17 protein-coding genes are annotated in these 15212 nt (G+C 59.4%); 15 read left to right on the top strand and 2 right to left on the bottom strand.

What is annotated here, in order from left to right:
* Positions 1 to 212 precede the first annotated feature (212 nt).
* The 5 genes from QU606_RS09620 to ispD all read left to right on the top strand — a co-directional run bounded on the left by QU606_RS09620 (position 213) and on the right by ispD (position 5294).
* Positions 213 to 1844, top strand: coding sequence for a CTP synthase (locus QU606_RS09620; RefSeq protein WP_024073839.1), 1632 nt, complete (start codon positions 213 to 215; stop codon positions 1842 to 1844).
* A 5-nt stretch (positions 1845 to 1849) separates the two neighbouring features.
* The gene (gene kdsA, locus QU606_RS09615) at positions 1850 to 2695 is read left to right on the top strand and encodes a 3-deoxy-8-phosphooctulonate synthase (RefSeq protein WP_024073840.1); all 846 of its coding nucleotides are present in this window, start codon (positions 1850 to 1852) and stop codon (positions 2693 to 2695) included.
* A 152-nt stretch (positions 2696 to 2847) separates the two neighbouring features.
* The gene (gene eno, locus QU606_RS09610) at positions 2848 to 4137 is read left to right on the top strand and encodes a phosphopyruvate hydratase (RefSeq protein ID WP_024073841.1); all 1290 of its coding nucleotides are present in this window, start codon (positions 2848 to 2850) and stop codon (positions 4135 to 4137) included.
* 171 nt (positions 4138 to 4308) lie between these two features.
* Entirely contained in the window at positions 4309 to 4587 is a 279-nt protein-coding gene (ftsB, locus tag QU606_RS09605) for a cell division protein FtsB (protein ID WP_003172294.1), read from the top strand.
* On the top strand, positions 4584 to 5294 hold the full coding sequence (gene ispD, locus QU606_RS09600) for a 2-C-methyl-D-erythritol 4-phosphate cytidylyltransferase (RefSeq protein WP_304998341.1): 711 nt from the start codon (positions 4584 to 4586) through the stop codon (positions 5292 to 5294). Before ftsB ends, ispD begins: the two co-directional genes overlap by 4 nt.
* A 103-nt stretch (positions 5295 to 5397) precedes the next feature.
* Here ispD and QU606_RS09595 read toward each other — a convergent pair whose 3' ends face one another.
* Complete coding sequence (locus QU606_RS09595; RefSeq protein ID WP_069075389.1) at positions 5398 to 6300, bottom strand: LysR substrate-binding domain-containing protein; 903 nt, start codon at positions 6298 to 6300, stop codon at positions 5398 to 5400.
* A gap of 109 nt (positions 6301 to 6409) precedes the next feature.
* Here QU606_RS09595 and QU606_RS09590 point away from each other — a divergent pair, with 109 nt between their 5' ends.
* The 8 genes from QU606_RS09590 (at position 6410) to rpoS (ending at position 13529) form a co-directional block, all read left to right on the top strand.
* Positions 6410 to 7522, top strand: a complete 1113-nt coding sequence (locus QU606_RS09590; RefSeq protein ID WP_017137160.1) for an S-(hydroxymethyl)glutathione dehydrogenase/class III alcohol dehydrogenase — start codon at positions 6410 to 6412, stop codon at positions 7520 to 7522.
* An 8-nt stretch (positions 7523 to 7530) separates the two neighbouring features.
* Positions 7531 to 8376: an S-formylglutathione hydrolase gene (gene fghA / locus QU606_RS09585; RefSeq protein ID WP_069075388.1), complete on the top strand. Its 846-nt coding sequence runs from the start codon at positions 7531 to 7533 to the stop codon at positions 8374 to 8376.
* Positions 8377 to 8430: 54 nt separating this feature from the next.
* Positions 8431 to 8904 (top strand): 2-C-methyl-D-erythritol 2,4-cyclodiphosphate synthase, encoded by a 474-nt coding sequence (gene ispF, locus QU606_RS09580; RefSeq protein ID WP_024073845.1) that lies wholly within the window; start codon positions 8431 to 8433, stop codon positions 8902 to 8904.
* On the top strand, positions 8901 to 9959 hold the full coding sequence (gene truD, locus QU606_RS09575; RefSeq protein ID WP_069075387.1) for a tRNA pseudouridine(13) synthase TruD: 1059 nt from the start codon (positions 8901 to 8903) through the stop codon (positions 9957 to 9959). The genes ispF and truD overlap by 4 nt, the downstream gene beginning before the upstream one ends.
* Positions 9947 to 10696, top strand: coding sequence for a 5'/3'-nucleotidase SurE (gene surE / locus QU606_RS09570; protein ID WP_024073847.1), 750 nt, complete (start codon positions 9947 to 9949; stop codon positions 10694 to 10696). The genes truD and surE overlap by 13 nt, the downstream gene beginning before the upstream one ends.
* A 41-nt stretch (positions 10697 to 10737) precedes the next feature.
* Positions 10738 to 11373, top strand: a complete 636-nt coding sequence (locus QU606_RS09565) for a protein-L-isoaspartate(D-aspartate) O-methyltransferase (RefSeq protein WP_169850588.1) — start codon at positions 10738 to 10740, stop codon at positions 11371 to 11373.
* A gap of 208 nt (positions 11374 to 11581) precedes the next feature.
* Entirely contained in the window at positions 11582 to 12418 is an 837-nt protein-coding gene (locus tag QU606_RS09560; protein WP_024073848.1) for a peptidoglycan DD-metalloendopeptidase family protein, read from the top strand.
* Positions 12419 to 12524: 106 nt separating this feature from the next.
* Complete coding sequence (gene rpoS, locus QU606_RS09555; protein WP_024073849.1) at positions 12525 to 13529, top strand: RNA polymerase sigma factor RpoS; 1005 nt, start codon at positions 12525 to 12527, stop codon at positions 13527 to 13529.
* Between the two features lie 210 nt (positions 13530 to 13739).
* Here the strand turns inward: rpoS and QU606_RS09550 are convergent, their stop codons facing one another.
* Positions 13740 to 13949 carry a cold-shock protein gene (locus QU606_RS09550; protein WP_002554837.1) on the bottom strand — a complete coding sequence of 70 codons (210 nt, stop codon included), beginning with the start codon at positions 13947 to 13949 and terminating at the stop codon, positions 13740 to 13742.
* A 388-nt stretch (positions 13950 to 14337) separates the two neighbouring features.
* Between QU606_RS09550 and dcd the strand changes: the two genes are divergently transcribed.
* Both dcd and QU606_RS09540 read left to right on the top strand, forming a co-directional pair.
* Entirely contained in the window at positions 14338 to 14904 is a 567-nt protein-coding gene (gene dcd / locus QU606_RS09545) for a dCTP deaminase (RefSeq protein ID WP_003189215.1), read from the top strand.
* 107 nt (positions 14905 to 15011) lie between these two features.
* On the top strand, positions 15012 to 15209 hold the full coding sequence (locus tag QU606_RS09540; RefSeq protein WP_304998340.1) for a hypothetical protein: 198 nt from the start codon (positions 15012 to 15014) through the stop codon (positions 15207 to 15209).
* Positions 15210 to 15212 lie beyond the last annotated feature (3 nt).

Below are 15212 nucleotides of genomic sequence, written 5' to 3'. Positions count from 1 at the left end.
CGCAGCAGTTGCCGATTACCAAGCAGTCTTTGCTGGGCGATTCCAAAAAATGTGTAGCGATCAACGTACCGGTGTTTCATTGCTGGTCTGTCACCACGCGGCGGTTTTTTTGAAAGGTGCACTGTGATTAATGCAGGTGATCGGGGGCTTCGGCCTTCCTTCGCTTTCCCCGGCGGCTCGGACCGCTTTAACGCAGACTTCTAGGGTTTTTCATGACGCGCTACATATTCGTCACGGGCGGTGTTGTTTCTTCATTGGGGAAAGGCATTGCCTCCGCTTCATTGGCGGCCATCCTGGAGGCGCGGGGACTTAAGGTCACCATGCTCAAGCTGGACCCATACATCAACGTTGACCCGGGCACCATGAGCCCGTTCCAGCACGGTGAAGTGTTCGTCACCCACGACGGCGCCGAGACCGACCTGGACCTGGGCCACTACGAGCGGTTCATCCGCACGACCATGACCCAGAACAACAACTTCACCACCGGCCGTGTCTACGAACACGTGCTGCGCAAGGAGCGTCGTGGTGACTACCTGGGTGCAACCATCCAGGTGATCCCGCACATCACCGACGAAATCAAGCGCCGTATCATCAAGGGTGCGGGCGATGCCGACGTGGCGATGGTCGAGATCGGTGGCACCGTGGGTGACATCGAATCCCAACCGTTCCTCGAAGCCATCCGCCAGTTGCGTTTCGAAGTCGGCGCCAAGCGCGCGATGCTGATGCACCTGACCCTGGTGCCGTACATCGCCACCGCGGGCGAGACCAAAACCAAGCCAACCCAGCACTCGGTCAAGGAACTGCGTTCCATCGGCTTGCAGCCGGACGTGCTGGTGTGCCGCTCCGATCACCCGATCGATATCTCCTCGCGTCGCAAGATCGCGCAGTTCACCAACGTTGAAGAACGTGCGGTGATTGCCCTGGAAGACGCCGACACCATCTACAAGATCCCAGGCATCCTGCATTCCCAGGGCCTGGACGATTTTGTGGTCGAACGTTTCGGCCTGCAATGCAGCGGTGCTGACCTGTCCGAGTGGGAAGCCGTGGTCGACGCCAAGCTCAACCCTGAGCACGAAGTCACCATCGCCATGGTCGGCAAGTACATGGAGCTGCTGGACGCTTACAAGTCGCTGATCGAAGCGATGAGCCACGCCGGCATCAGCAACCGTACCAAGGTCAACCTGCGCTATATCGATTCCGAAGACATCGAGAACCAAGGCACCGCGCTGCTCGAAGGCGTTGATGCGATCCTCGTTCCCGGTGGTTTCGGCCTGCGTGGCGTGGAAGGCAAGATCACCGCCGTGCAGTACGCCCGTGAGAACAAGGTGCCATACCTGGGGATCTGCCTGGGCATGCAGGTGGCCGTTATCGAGTTCGCCCGTAACGTGCTGGGCTGGAAGGACGCCAACTCCACTGAGTTCGATCACTCCAGCGGCCACCCGGTCGTGGGTCTGATCACCGAGTGGGAAGACGCCACCGGCGCCGTTGAAACCCGTACCGAAACCTCCGACCTGGGCGGCACCATGCGCCTTGGCGCACAGGACTGCCTGCTGGAAGCGGGTTCGTTGGTTCACGACTGCTACGGCAAGGATGTGATCGTCGAGCGTCACCGTCATCGCTACGAAGTGAACAACAACCTGCTGCCGCAGATCAAAGCCGCCGGCCTGAAAATCTCCGGTCGCTCGGGTGATGGCAAGCTGGTTGAAGTGGTCGAGGCGCCGGATCATCCGTGGTTCGTGGCCTGCCAGTTCCACCCTGAGTTCACTTCGACACCGCGCGACGGTCACCCGTTGTTCAGCGGTTTCGTCAAAGCAGCACTGACGCAACATCAGAAGAAGGCGTAAACCTGATGGCCCAGAAGATCATTCGCGTTGGCGATATCGAGATTGCCAACGACAAGCCCATGGTGCTGTTCGGCGGCATGAACGTGCTGGAAAGCCGCGACATGGCGATGCAGGTCTGTGAAGAGTACGTAAAGGTGACCCAGAAACTGGGTATCCCTTACGTGTTCAAGGCCAGCTTCGACAAGGCCAACCGCTCGTCCGTGACCTCCTATCGGGGCCCGGGCCTTGAAGAAGGCATGCGGATCTTCCAGGACATCAAGCAAGCCTTCGGCGTGCCGATCATCACCGACGTCCACGAGCCTGAACAGGCTGCCGTGGTCGCCGAGGTGTGTGACATCATCCAGTTGCCGGCCTTCCTGTCGCGCCAGACCGACCTCGTGGTCGCCATGGCCAGGACCGGCGCGGTGATCAATATCAAGAAAGCCCAGTTCCTCGCGCCTCAGGAGATGAAACACATCCTGAACAAGTGCGTGGAAGCGGGTAACGACCAGTTGATCCTCTGTGAGCGCGGTTCGAGCTTCGGCTACAACAACCTCGTGGTGGACATGCTCGGTTTCGGCATCATGAAACAGTTTGAATACCCGGTGTTCTTCGACGTGACCCATGCGCTGCAAATGCCAGGTGGCCGCGCCGATTCCGCGGGTGGGCGTCGTGCCCAGGTATTGGACCTGGCCAAGGCGGGCATCAGCCAGTCCCTGGCCGGGCTTTTCCTGGAAGCCCACCCGGACCCGGACAACGCCAAGTGCGACGGCCCCTGCGCCCTGCGCCTGGACAAGCTGGAGCCATTCCTGGCCCAACTCAAGCAGTTGGACGAACTGGTCAAGAGTTTTCCGACGGTAGAGACCGCGTAAGCGCCATTTCTCCGTGTAGGAGCCGAGCTTGCTCGCGATGAGGCCCGATAGGGCACTATTACTGGCAAGTTTGTTCCAAGTCTTGCAATGTGCGCGACAAGTTAAATCGAGCGGTATAGAGCGTTTTCGTCAACTTTGGAGTGTTTACAACAATGGCAAAAATCGTCGACATCAAAGGTCGTGAAGTTCTCGACTCCCGTGGCAACCCCACCGTCGAAGCCGACGTGCTTCTCGATAACGGCATCATCGGCAGCGCCTGCGCGCCGTCCGGTGCTTCCACCGGTTCGCGCGAAGCGCTGGAACTACGTGATGGCGACAAGAGCCGTTACCTGGGCAAAGGTGTACTGAAAGCGGTAGCCAACATCAACGGCCCGATCCGTGACCTGTTGCTGGGCAAGGACCCGCTGGACCAGAAAGCCCTGGACCACGCGATGATCAAGCTCGACGGCACTGAAAACAAAGGCAGCCTGGGCGCCAACGCCATCCTCGCCGTGTCCCTGGCCGCTGCCAAGGCCGCCGCCCAGGACCAGGACCTGCCGTTGTACGCCCACATCGCCAACCTCAACGGTACTCCAGGCGTGTACTCCATGCCGGTGCCGATGATGAACATCATCAACGGCGGCGAGCACGCGGATAACAACGTTGATATCCAGGAATTCATGGTGCAGCCGGTTGGCGCCAAGACCTTCTCCGAAGGCCTGCGCATGGGCACCGAGATTTTCCATCACCTCAAGGCTGTACTGAAGGCCCGTGGCCTGAGCACGGCGGTGGGTGACGAAGGTGGTTTCGCACCGAACCTGGCGTCCAACGAAGATGCACTCAAAGTGATCTCCGAAGCCGTGGCCAACGCAGGCTACAAGCTGGGCACCGACGTGACCCTGGCCCTGGACTGCGCGGCCAGCGAGTTCTATGAAGATGGCAAGTACAACCTGTCCGGCGAAGGCCAGGTGTTCAACTCCGAAGGTTTCGCTGAATACCTGAAGGGCCTGACCCAGCGCTACCCGATCATCTCGATCGAAGACGGCCTGGACGAGTCCGACTGGGATGGCTGGAAAATCCTCACCGACAAGATCGGCGAGAAAATCCAGCTGGTGGGCGACGACCTGTTCGTGACCAACACCAAGATCCTGAAAGAAGGCATCGACAAGAAGATCGCCAACTCGATCCTGATCAAGTTCAACCAGATCGGCACCCTGACCGAAACCCTGGAAGCCATCCAGATGGCCAAGGCTGCGGGCTACACTGCCGTGATCTCCCACCGCTCCGGCGAAACCGAAGACTCGACCATTGCCGACCTGGCCGTGGGCACCTCGGCAGGCCAGATCAAGACCGGTTCCCTGTGCCGTTCCGACCGCGTGTCCAAGTACAACCAATTGCTGCGTATCGAAGAGCAACTGGCAGGTAAAGCCAAGTACAACGGTCGCGGTGAGTTTCGCGGCTGATCAGTAAATGGTAAAAAGTCTTCGGGTTGCGTCGGAAAGATCACGACAGTGTGAATTTCAACGCTAATCTGGTGGCTATCAAGCACAAGCCTGGTTCTTCCAGGCTTCGTGCTATCAGTTGCTGCAAAAGTTTTGCATGGCGGTCTTTTTTCACTGGATACCCGATATTCGATGCGCAGTCCCAATTGGTTGTTCCTCGTCTTGCTCTTGTTGCTGGCAGGCCTGCAGTACCGCCTATGGGTGGGTAATGGCAGCTTTGCGCAGGTAAAAGACCTGACCCAGCAAATTGCCGACCAGCACGCCGAAAATGAACGCCTGCTGGAGCGTAATCGCGTGCTCGATGCCGAAGTGCTTGAGCTGAAAAAAGGCACGGAGACCGTTGAAGAGCGGGCTCGTCATGAATTGGGCATGGTCAAGGAGGGCGAAACCCTCTACCAGTTGGCCCAATGAACAACTGCTTGCCGGCCTTCTGGGCCGTGATTCCTGCCGCGGGCGTCGGTGCCCGTATGGCCGCGGACCGTCCCAAGCAATATCTGCAACTGGGCGGGCGCACTATTCTCGAACACAGCCTTGGCTGTTTTCTCGACCACCCATCGCTCAAGAGCCTGGTGGTCAGTCTTGCGGTTGATGACCCTTATTGGCCCAACCTGGCGTGTGCCGCCGACCCGCGTATTCATCGCGCGGACGGTGGCTCTGAGCGCTCGGGTTCGGTACTCAATGCACTGCTGCACCTCAATGCCCTGGGTGCCAGCGATGACGATTGGGTACTGGTGCACGATGCCGCGCGGCCCAACCTGAGCCGTGATGATCTCGACAAGCTGCTGGGCGAGCTCGCGGACGATCCGGTGGGTGGCTTACTCGCCGTGCCAGCCCGCGACACCCTCAAGCGCGTGGATAAGCATGGCCGTGTGGTGGAAACCGTCGACCGCAGCCTGATCTGGCAAGCCTATACGCCACAGATGTTCCGTCTGGGGGCCTTGCACCGTGCGTTGGCTGACAGCCTGGTCGCCGATGCGCTGATCACCGACGAAGCCTCGGCCATGGAATGGTCCGGCCAGGCGCCGCGCCTGATCGAAGGGCGCTCGGACAATATCAAGGTGACCCGGCCGGAAGACCTGGAGTGGCTGCGGTTGCGGTGGATGAATCGCTCACTGTAGGAGCGAGCTTGCTCGCGAAAAACGCCAACGATAACGCAGGATGCCTGGATTAACGCGGCGCTCTCAGGATTTTCGCGAGCAAGCTCGCTCCTACAGGGTTTTGCTAAGCCTCTACGCTGTACTCCGGCCGCTCGGCCAGCCCCTCCTTCAAGAAATCCACCAGCTTCCTGACCTTCGGCGACAAATGCCGCTGCTGTGGATACAGCGCCCACACCGCCGTATTCGGCGGTTGATGCGCCTCCAGCAACGACACCAGCGCGCCGCTGTGCAGATGCTCCAGCACGTAATAATCCGGCAGTTGGCACAGCCCCGCCCCTTGCAGCGCCGCATCCAGCACTGCCTGGCCACTGTTGCAGCGCCAGTTGCCCTGCACGCGTTGGGAAAATTCCCGCCCATCCTGGGCCAGTTGCCAGATATCCGAGCTGCCAATCAGGCAGTTATGCCGACTCAATTCCGACAGGCTATGTGGCCGACCATACCGCGCCAGGTAAGACGGCGACGCGCACAGGTACATACGCCTCGGGGCCAGCCGGCTGGCGACCATGCGTGAGTCTTGCAGGCGTCCCAGGCGGATCGCCAGGTCAAGGCCTTCGTGCACCAGGTCCAGTTGCCGATTGCTCAATTCGATATCCACCCGCAGTTGCGGATAGAGCGCCATGAACCGTGTCACCAGCGGCACGATAAAGCGTTCGCCATAGGCCACGGCGCACGTCATGCGCAGCATGCCCTTGGGTTCGCTACCCAGGTCGCCGACCGCGCGCAGGGCTTCTTCGCGACCGTCCTGTAAGCGCTGGCAATGTTGCAGGAAGGTCTGGCCGGCTTCGGTCAGGGTGACCTTGCGCGTGCTGCGGTACAGCAACCGCGTTTGCAGGCGTTCTTCCAGGCGCGCCACTTGCCGGCTGATATGGGACGAGGACACCCCCAGTCGCTCGGCTGCCGCAGTGAATTGGCTGCATTCAGCGACGGCGACGAACTCATCGATGCCTTCCCAGCGGTTCTCCAGCATGGTGATTGTCCCTGTACAGCAATAAAGTTTTGCTTTCGCTTGGATTATTAATCAGCGGAGCATGTTTTACACTCACCGTCTAAGTTTTTAACTCCCAGGAGAAACCCGGATGATCAAGTCCCGTGCCGCCGTGGCCTTCGAAGCCAAGAAACCCCTTGAGATCGTTGAAGTGGATGTCGCCATGCCCAAGGCCGGCGAAGTGCTGTTGCGCGTGGTCGCGTCCGGCGTTTGCCATACCGATGCCTACACCCTGTCGGGGGCTGACCCTGAAGGCATTTTCCCGTCGATCCTGGGGCACGAAGGTGGCGCGGTGGTTGAAGCCATCGGCGAGGGCGTGACCTCGGTCGCGGTCGGCGATCACGTGATCCCGCTGTACACCCCGGAATGCGGCAAATGCAAATTCTGCCTCTCGGGCAAGACCAACCTGTGCCAGGCCATCCGTTCGACCCAGGGCAAGGGCCTGATGCCCGATGGCACCACGCGTTTTTCCTACAAGGGCCAGCCGATTTTCCACTACATGGGCACCTCGACCTTCTCGGAGTACACCGTGCTGCCGGAAATTTCCGTGGCCAAGATTCCTAAAGAAGCACCGCTGGAAAAAGTTTGCCTGCTCGGTTGCGGCGTCACCACCGGCATTGGCGCGGTGATCAACACCGCCAAGGTCAAGCCGGGCGACACCGTGGCCATTTTCGGCCTGGGCGGTATTGGCCTGTCAGCGGTGATTGGTGCGGTAAAGGCCAAGGCCGGTCGTATCATTGCCATCGACATCAACCCCGCCAAATTCGAAATCGCCAAGCAATTGGGCGCCACCGACTGCATCAACCCGAAAGACTACGACCGCCCGATCCAGGACGTGATTGTCGATTTGACGGACGGTGGCGTGGACTTTTCCTTTGAGTGCATCGGCAACGTACAGCTGATGCGTGCCGCCCTTGAGTGCTGCCACAAAGGCTGGGGCGAGTCGGTGATCATCGGCGTGGCCGGCGCCGGCCAGGAAATTTCCACGCGTCCATTCCAACTGGTGACCGGGCGCGTCTGGCGCGGTTCGGCCTTCGGTGGCGTGCGCGGCCGGACGGAATTGCCAAGCTACGTGGAAATGGCGCAGACCGGCGAGATCCCGCTGGACACGTTCATCACCCATACCATGGGCCTGGAAGACATCAACAAAGCGTTTGACCTGATGCATGAAGGCAAGAGTATTCGTACCGTCATCCACTTCTGAGGTCGGCCATGAGTCTGGAAAACCTGTCGTGCCAGAAAAGCTTCGGTGGCTGGCATAAACGCTATAAGCATCACTCCGACGTGCTCGGTTGCGACATGACCTTCGCCGTCTACCTGCCGCCGCAGGCGGAGCAGGGCGGCAAGCTGCCGGTGCTGTATTGGCTGTCCGGATTGACCTGCACCGATGAGAACTTCATGCAGAAAGCCGGCGCCCAGCGCATGGCGGCCGAGCTGGGGCTGATCATCGTTGCGCCCGACACCAGCCCTCGTGGCCCTGGGGTGCCGGGTGATCCGGACAACGCCTGGGATTTCGGCCTGGGCGCCGGCTTCTATCTGAATGCCACCCAGGAACCCTGGGCCAAGCACTATCGGATGCATGACTACGTGGTGCAGGAATTGCCCGCATTGGTTGAAGCGCATTTCCCGGCTTCGGGCAAGCGCGGGATCAGCGGTCACTCCATGGGTGGCCACGGTGCGCTGGTGTGCGCCTTGCGCAACCCTGGGCGGTACCTCTCGGTGTCGGCGTTTTCGCCGATCAACAACCCAATGGATTGCCCGTGGGGTCAGAAAGCCTTTTCCCGCTACCTGGGCGAAGAGCGCTCCAAGTGGCGCGAATGGGATGCCTGCGCACTGATCAGCGAAGCCTCGGAAAAGCTGCCTCTGCTGGTTGACCAGGGCGACCGCGACGACTTCCTCGAGGTGCAGCTCAAGCCTGAGGCCTTGCTGCAGGCGGCGAAAGCGGCCAGCCACCCGCTCGAACTACGCCTGCAGCCTGGCTATGACCACAGCTACTTCTTTATCGCCAGCTTCATCGAAGATCATTTGCGACATCATGGTCGTGCTTTGCTCGGTTAATGTGAGGCAAAAGTAGGTAGAATCACGCCCTGAATTAAATCGGGGCGTTTTTTTATGCGTATTGGCCACGGCTATGATGTGCACCGTTTCGCTGAAGGCGATTTCATCACCCTGGGCGGCGTGCGCATCGCACATCACCATGGGTTGCTGGCTCATTCCGACGGCGATGTCGTGCTGCATGCCTTGAGCGATGCTTTGCTCGGCGCGGCTGCACTGGGTGATATCGGCAAGCATTTTCCGGACACCGACCCGACGTTCAAGGGCGCGGACAGCCGTGTCTTGTTGCGCCATGTGGTCGGACTGATCCATGCCAAGGGCTGGAAGGTCGGCAACGTCGATAACACCATCGTCGCCCAGGCGCCAAAAATGGCCCCCCACATTGAAGCGATGCGCGCACTGATTGCTGCGGATCTGCACATTGAACTGGATCAAGTGAACGTGAAAGCCACCACCACCGAGAAGCTCGGGTTTACCGGTCGTGAAGAGGGCATTGCGGTGCACTCCGTCGCCTTGTTGCTGCGCGCATGAATGACCTGCAACTGCTGGGCCCACGGGCCTACGGCGAGGCCTTGGGCCGCGCGGTACTGAAGGCGACGGCCGAAGATTTCCAGGTCGACGAAGTGCTGGATATCCCATTGACCGGCGAGGGCGAACACCTGTGGTTGTGGGTGGAGAAACGCGGCCTCAATACTGAAGAAGCTGCACGGCGTATCGCCAAGGCCGCTGGCGTCCCGTTGCGTACCGTCAGCTACGCCGGGCTCAAGGATCGCCAGGCGCTCACCCGCCAATGGTTCAGCGTGCAGTTGCCGGGCAAGGCTGATCCGGATATGAGCGCGGCGGAAAACGACACCCTCAAGATCCTGAAAACCGCTCGCCATAAACGCAAGCTGCAACGCGGTGCGCATTCGGCCAACGGCTTTACCCTGCGCCTGACGCAGTTGGCAGGTGATCATGCGGCTATCGACGCACGCTTGCAACTGATCGCCCAGCACGGCATTCCCAACTATTTCGGTGCGCAACGGTTTGGCCACAACGGGGGCAATGTGGTGGACGCGCGTGAGTGGGCGGTCCGCAAGGCCTTGCCGGAGCAGCGCAATGTGCGTTCGCGCCTGCTGTCCACTGCGCGCAGTTTCCTGTTCAACAAAGTGTTGGCTGCCCGTGTCGCGGATGGCTCCTGGCAACGCGCCCAGGTGGGTGATTTGCTGGCCTTTACCGACAGTCGCAGTTTTTTCCCGGCGGGGGAGGCTGAATGCAGCGACCCGCGCCTGGCGATCCTCGACCTGCACCCGACAGGGCCACAGTGGGGCGAGGGTGACTCACCGACGACCGGCGCAACCCATGAACTGGAACAGGCCGTCGCCGCCAGTGAACCCGACCTGCGCGATTGGCTGGTGAATGCCGGCATGAGCCAGGAACGTCGCATTCTGCGACTGCCCATTGGCGGGTTGACGTGGCATTATCCCGGGCCTGACATTCTGCAATTGGAATTCGTCCTGCCGGCCGGATGCTTCGCCACTGTCTTGGTGCGCGAGCTTGTTGATCTGGTGCCGGTGGGGCAGACGGACAGCCCATGCGTATTCTGATATCAAACGATGACGGTGCCACCGCACCCGGTCTTGCCGCGCTTCATGCTGCGCTGGTGGATTATGCCGAGTGCGTGGTGGTCGCCCCGGACCAGGACAAGAGTGGCGCCAGCAGTTCGCTGACGCTCGATCGTCCGCTGCACCCGCAGATCCTGGCCAATGGCTTTATCAGCGTGAACGGTACCCCCACCGACTGCGTGCACCTGGCCATCAACAGCCTGTTGGAACAAGAGCCGGACCTGGTTGTGTCGGGCATCAACCTCGGTGCGAACCTGGGCGACGACGTGCTGTATTCCGGTACCGTGGCGGCGGCCCTTGAAGGCCGCTTCCTCGGGCGTACCTCGTTCGCGTTCTCGTTGGCCTCGCGTCAACTGAGCAATTTGCCGACCGCGGCCTATTTCGCGCGCAAGCTGGTGGAAGCCCACGGCTCCCTGGACTTGCCACCGCGTACGGTGCTCAACGTCAATATTCCCAACCTGCCCCTCGAGCATATTCGCGGCATCCAGCTGACGCGCCTGGGTCACCGCGCCCGCGCGGCGGCGCCGTTGAAAGTGGTCGACCCGCGTGGCAAGGAGGGGTACTGGATCGCCGCCGCAGGCGACGCCGAAGATGGCGGCCCCGGCACGGACTTTCATGCGGTGATGCAAGGCTATGTCTCGATTACCCCGTTGCAACTCGATCGCACCTTCAGTGATGCCTTCAGTAGTCTCGATGGCTGGCTGGAGGGCCTGCGCTGATGGCTCGTGAACAAGACGACCTGCTGCGTCGTGGCATCGGGATGACTTCCCAGCGTACTCGTGAGCGTTTGATCCAGCGTCTGTACGAAGAGGGCTTGTCCAACGCCCAGGTACTCGAAGTGATCCGGCGCACGCCTCGGCACCTGTTTGTCGATGAAGCCCTGGCCCATCGTGCTTATGAAGACACGGCGCTGCCGATCGGCCATAACCAGACGATCTCCCAGCCGTACATGGTCGCGCGCATGAGCGAACTGTTGCTGGCGGCGGGCCCGCTGGACAAGGTGCTGGAGATCGGCACCGGCTCCGGCTACCAGACGGCCGTGCTGTCACAGTTGGTGGAGCGCGTCTTCTCGGTGGAGCGGATCAAGGTGTTGCAGGATCGCGCCAAGGAGCGCCTGGTGGAACTGAACCTGCGCAATGTGGTGTTCCGCTGGGGCGATGGCTGGGAAGGTTGGCCGGCGCTGGCGCCTTACAACGGCATTATCGTCACGGCGGTGGCCACGGATGTGCCGCAGGCGTTGCTCGACCAGCTGGCTCCTGGCGGCCGCTTGGTGATCCCGGTGGGTTCCGGCGAAGTGCAACAATTGATGCTCATTATCCGTGAGGACGAAGGCTTCTCCCGGCATGTGCTCGGGGCGGTACGTTTTGTGCCGCTGCTCAATGGCCCGCTGGCCTGATCATTTGTGCGCGAGCAGTGAATTCTGTTGGCGGGGATGTGTCTTACGGCGGGGTCTATTGAGTCAACATCATCGGCAGCGGCCTTAAACATGATGCGTTTTTCGTTTCGGTCGTGTGCCGGTAAAAAGCCAATGCCCAGTTATACTTGCGTCATATTTCCAGCCTGATACAGGCGTTCATGTTCAGCCACCATAAAGGGAGCGGCGGGTGAGTCTCACAGGTCTTGCGCAGCGTATGAGTAAAACAAGCTTTCAGCGACTGGTGCTTGGCCTTGTCTTTAGTTCCTTATTGGCAGCCTGCTCGAGCGCGCCATCCGGTGGCGCGCGCGTGGTAGACCGTAATAACGCGGTGCCGCAAAAACCGACGGTTACCACTGGTCAGTATGTAGTACGAAAGGGGGACACGATGTTCTCGATCGCCTTTCGCTACGGCTGGGATTACAAGGCGCTTGCCGCCCGCAACAACATCCCTGTGCCCTACACGATACATCCGGGTCAGACCATTCGTTTCGATGGACGCACCGGTTCAACGCCTACGACAGTTGTGACAAGCTCCGGATCCTCGCCGTCGTCTTCGAGCAAAACCACGATCATCACTCGGCCTGCAGGCAGCGCCACGCCTACAGTTGCGAGCAAGCCGGCGCCCGCGCCGTTGCCGCCTGCGGGGCCTGCGCCGACCGGTTGGGGATGGCCCTCAAACGGAGTGTTAATTGGAAAATTCTCTTCAAACGGTAGTTTGAATAAAGGCATTGATATCGCCGGGGATTTGGGACAGCCTGTTTTAGCTGCGTCTGATGGGACAGTGGTGTACGCCGGGAGTGGTTTACGGGGCTACGGCGAGCTGGTCATCATCAAGCACAGCGATACCTACGTCAGTGCCTACGGTCACAACCGCAGGCTGTTGGTTCGGGAGGGGCAGCAGGTCAAAGTCGGACAGACAATTGCCGAAATGGGATCAACTGGTACGGACCGGGTGAAACTGCACTTTGAGATTCGCCGTCAAGGGAAGCCTGTAGATCCGCTGCAATTCCTACCCCGTCGTTGATATGTTGCACAGCCTGTTCCCTCACGTAGAAGGAACAGGCTCCAGCGTTGCCAAGGATAAAGGCGCCGCTTGAGCTTGAGGTCGAACTCACCAAAGGACTATAACAATGGCTCTCAGTAAAGAAGCGCCGGAGTTTGACATCGACGATGAGGTTCTCCTTATGGAGACCGGCATCGCTACGGAATCGATGTCGAATGAGGGACCTGCTGTACCTTCAGTTCGCACCAAATCCAAGAACTCCGCTGCGTTAAAGCAACACAAGTACATTGACTACACGCGGGCGCTAGACGCCACCCAGCTGTATCTCAATGAAATCGGCTTTTCCCCTTTGCTGACTCCCGAAGAAGAAGTCCATTTTGCGCGCTTGTCGCAAAAGGGTGATCCGGCTGGGCGCAAGCGCATGATTGAAAGCAACCTGCGTCTGGTGGTGAAAATCGCCCGACGCTACGTCAATCGTGGACTGTCCCTGTTGGACCTGATCGAGGAGGGCAACCTGGGCTTGATCCGGGCCGTGGAGAAGTTCGACCCTGAGCGGGGCTTCCGCTTTTCGACCTACGCCACCTGGTGGATTCGTCAGACCATCGAACGGGCGATCATGAATCAGACCCGAACGATCCGGTTGCCGATCCACGTGGTCAAGGAGCTCAACGTCTACCTTCGGGCGGCGCGTGAGCTCACACAAAAACTCGATCATGAACCTTCACCCGAAGAAATCGCCAACCTGCTGGAGAAGCCGGTAGGGGAGGTCAAGCGTATGCTCGGACTTAACGAGCGCGTGTCTTCGGTCGATGTCTCGCTGGGTCCGGATTCGGATAAAACCCTGCTGGATACCCTGACGGATGATCGTCCGACAGATCCTTGCGAACTGTTGCAGGACGATGATCTTTCCCAAAGCATTGACCAGTGGCTCTCTGAGCTCACGGACAAGCAGCGTGAAGTGGTGATACGTCGCTTCGGCCTGCGTGGTCATGAGAGCAGTACCCTGGAGGACGTAGGCCTGGAGATCGGCCTGACCCGTGAGCGGGTGCGGCAGATCCAGGTGGAAGGGCTCAAGCGCCTGCGTGAGATCCTGGAGAAAAATGGCTTGTCGAGTGAGTCGTTGTTTCAGTAACGACGCAGCTTGAATGCTTGAATGTGGGAGGGGGCTTGCCCCCGATGGCGATGGTTCGGTCAACTCTGGATTGACTGGCACACTGCAATCGGGGCAAGCCCCCTCCCACATTTTTTTGTGCCAGGCATCAGGTTGGCACCAGTACCAAATCCCAGGCATAAAAAAACCCCGCTTTTAAGGGCGGGGTTCTTTCGACTAAGTCAGTACAAGTTAGATAACTTGAACTTCTTCAGCTTGCATGCCTTTCTGACCGCGGGTAGCGATGAAAGAAACCTGTTGGCCTTCTTTCAGGCTTTTGAAGCCGTCGGATTGGATAGCTTTGAAGTGAACGAACAGGTCGTCACCGGATTGTGGAGTGATGAAGCCGAAGCCTTTTTCATCGTTGAACCACTTAACGGTACCAGTTTGGCGATTAGACATGGTGTATCTCCTTGGACAAAGTTAACTGCGACTCAGGAAAAGCCCTGGCCGAGACTGAGTGCAAAGAGCAGGAAAAATTCTTGGAGATGGTTGGATCGAAATTCAACATATCGTGTAGAGATTCTCAGTGACACAAGCAGCACAGTGGCGCCACCTTAACCCTTTTTCCGGAACGTGCCAATGGTATTTCCGAAGGTTTCTCTATTTTCGTGACTGGCGGTGGTATTTACAGTCGCCTGATGCGGTACGCCGGGCGCCGGCCCCGCGGGTTGCGGCTTATTGCAGGGCGCACATTCATCAACAAAAAACCTGCGCCCTTTGAACCCCAACGCCGGCCCCGGTAAGATGCCCCACAGAATTTTTCCACCTCGCTATTCAGGACACCGCCATGAGCATCAAATCGGACAAGTGGATTCGCCGCATGGCGCAAGAGCACGGCATGATCGAACCGTTCGTTGAGCGCCAGATTCGCGGTGAAGGCGATGAGCGCGTGATTTCGTACGGTGTGTCCAGCTACGGCTACGATGTGCGCTGCGCCGATGAGTTCAAGGTGTTCACCAATATCAATTCGGCGATCGTCGATCCGAAGAACTTCGACGAAAAGAGCTTTGTCGACGTCAAGAGCGACGTATGCATCATCCCGCCAAACTCCTTCGCCCTGGCGCGCACCGTGGAGTTCTTCCGTATTCCCCGCGACGTGCTGACCATTTGCCTGGGTAAAAGTACCTACGCTCGCTGCGGCATTATCGTAAACGTGACGCCACTTGAGCCAGAGTGGGAAGGCCACGTGACCCTGGAGTTCTCCAACACCACCACCCTGCCTGCGAAGATCTACGCCAACGAAGGCGTGGCGCAGATGCTGTTCCTGCAGTCTGACGAGGCCTGTGAAGTGTCCTACAAAGACCGCGCCGGCAAGTACCAGGGCCAGCGCGGCGTCACCTTGCCACGCGCTTGATCGAAAGGTCTTACACGTCTAGGGAATTAGTCTGAGGGAAGTGACTCTATTGGGTGTACTGCCTCGGTACGTGCAAAACGTACCGAGCCACGCTTGAGGAGTACCTTATGAAGATCAATCCGCGAATCAGCGCCGAACTTGCCCGGCTTGAACCCAACAAGATTGGCGTTCTGGCCTGGTCCCTGATGGCCGATCCTGCTTATGCGGGCGGCATCCCCGGTCAACCCGATCCGGATTACCCGCAGCCCAGCGAACCCGGTGAACCGACACTGCCGGACGAGCCACCACCCGCGCCAGTTGCCTGAGAT

The organism is Pseudomonas sp. OVF7, assembly GCF_030644265.1.
Classification (GTDB): domain Bacteria; phylum Pseudomonadota; class Gammaproteobacteria; order Pseudomonadales; family Pseudomonadaceae; genus Aquipseudomonas; species Aquipseudomonas gorinensis.
The sequence above is the reverse complement of the archived record's forward strand: the minus strand, read 5'-3'. Positions and strand labels throughout refer to the sequence as shown.

Bases quoted from the DNA above. Each gene is read 5' to 3' on its own strand.
- ispD (WP_304998341.1), top strand. From the start codon at position 4,584: ATGAACAACTGCTTGCCGGCCTTCTGGGCCGTGATTCCTGCCGCGGGC.
- QU606_RS09565 (WP_169850588.1), top strand. From the start codon at position 10,738: ATGACTTCCCAGCGTACTCGTGAGCGTTTGATCCAGCGTCTGTACGAA.
- QU606_RS09540 (WP_304998340.1), top strand. From the start codon at position 15,012: ATGAAGATCAATCCGCGAATCAGCGCCGAACTTGCCCGGCTTGAACCC.
- kdsA (WP_024073840.1), top strand. From the start codon at position 1,850: ATGGCCCAGAAGATCATTCGCGTTGGCGATATCGAGATTGCCAACGAC.
- QU606_RS09590 (WP_017137160.1), top strand. From the start codon at position 6,410: ATGATCAAGTCCCGTGCCGCCGTGGCCTTCGAAGCCAAGAAACCCCTT.
- truD (WP_069075387.1), top strand. From the start codon at position 8,901: ATGAATGACCTGCAACTGCTGGGCCCACGGGCCTACGGCGAGGCCTTG.
- QU606_RS09595 (WP_069075389.1), bottom strand. From the start codon at position 6,300: ATGCTGGAGAACCGCTGGGAAGGCATCGATGAGTTCGTCGCCGTCGCT.
- dcd (WP_003189215.1), top strand. From the start codon at position 14,338: ATGAGCATCAAATCGGACAAGTGGATTCGCCGCATGGCGCAAGAGCAC.
- rpoS (WP_024073849.1), top strand. From the start codon at position 12,525: ATGGCTCTCAGTAAAGAAGCGCCGGAGTTTGACATCGACGATGAGGTT.
- ftsB (WP_003172294.1), top strand. From the start codon at position 4,309: ATGCGCAGTCCCAATTGGTTGTTCCTCGTCTTGCTCTTGTTGCTGGCA.
- surE (WP_024073847.1), top strand. From the start codon at position 9,947: ATGCGTATTCTGATATCAAACGATGACGGTGCCACCGCACCCGGTCTT.
- fghA (WP_069075388.1), top strand. From the start codon at position 7,531: ATGAGTCTGGAAAACCTGTCGTGCCAGAAAAGCTTCGGTGGCTGGCAT.
- QU606_RS09550 (WP_002554837.1), bottom strand. From the start codon at position 13,949: ATGTCTAATCGCCAAACTGGTACCGTTAAGTGGTTCAACGATGAAAAA.
- eno (WP_024073841.1), top strand. From the start codon at position 2,848: ATGGCAAAAATCGTCGACATCAAAGGTCGTGAAGTTCTCGACTCCCGT.
- QU606_RS09620 (WP_024073839.1), top strand. From the start codon at position 213: ATGACGCGCTACATATTCGTCACGGGCGGTGTTGTTTCTTCATTGGGG.
- ispF (WP_024073845.1), top strand. From the start codon at position 8,431: ATGCGTATTGGCCACGGCTATGATGTGCACCGTTTCGCTGAAGGCGAT.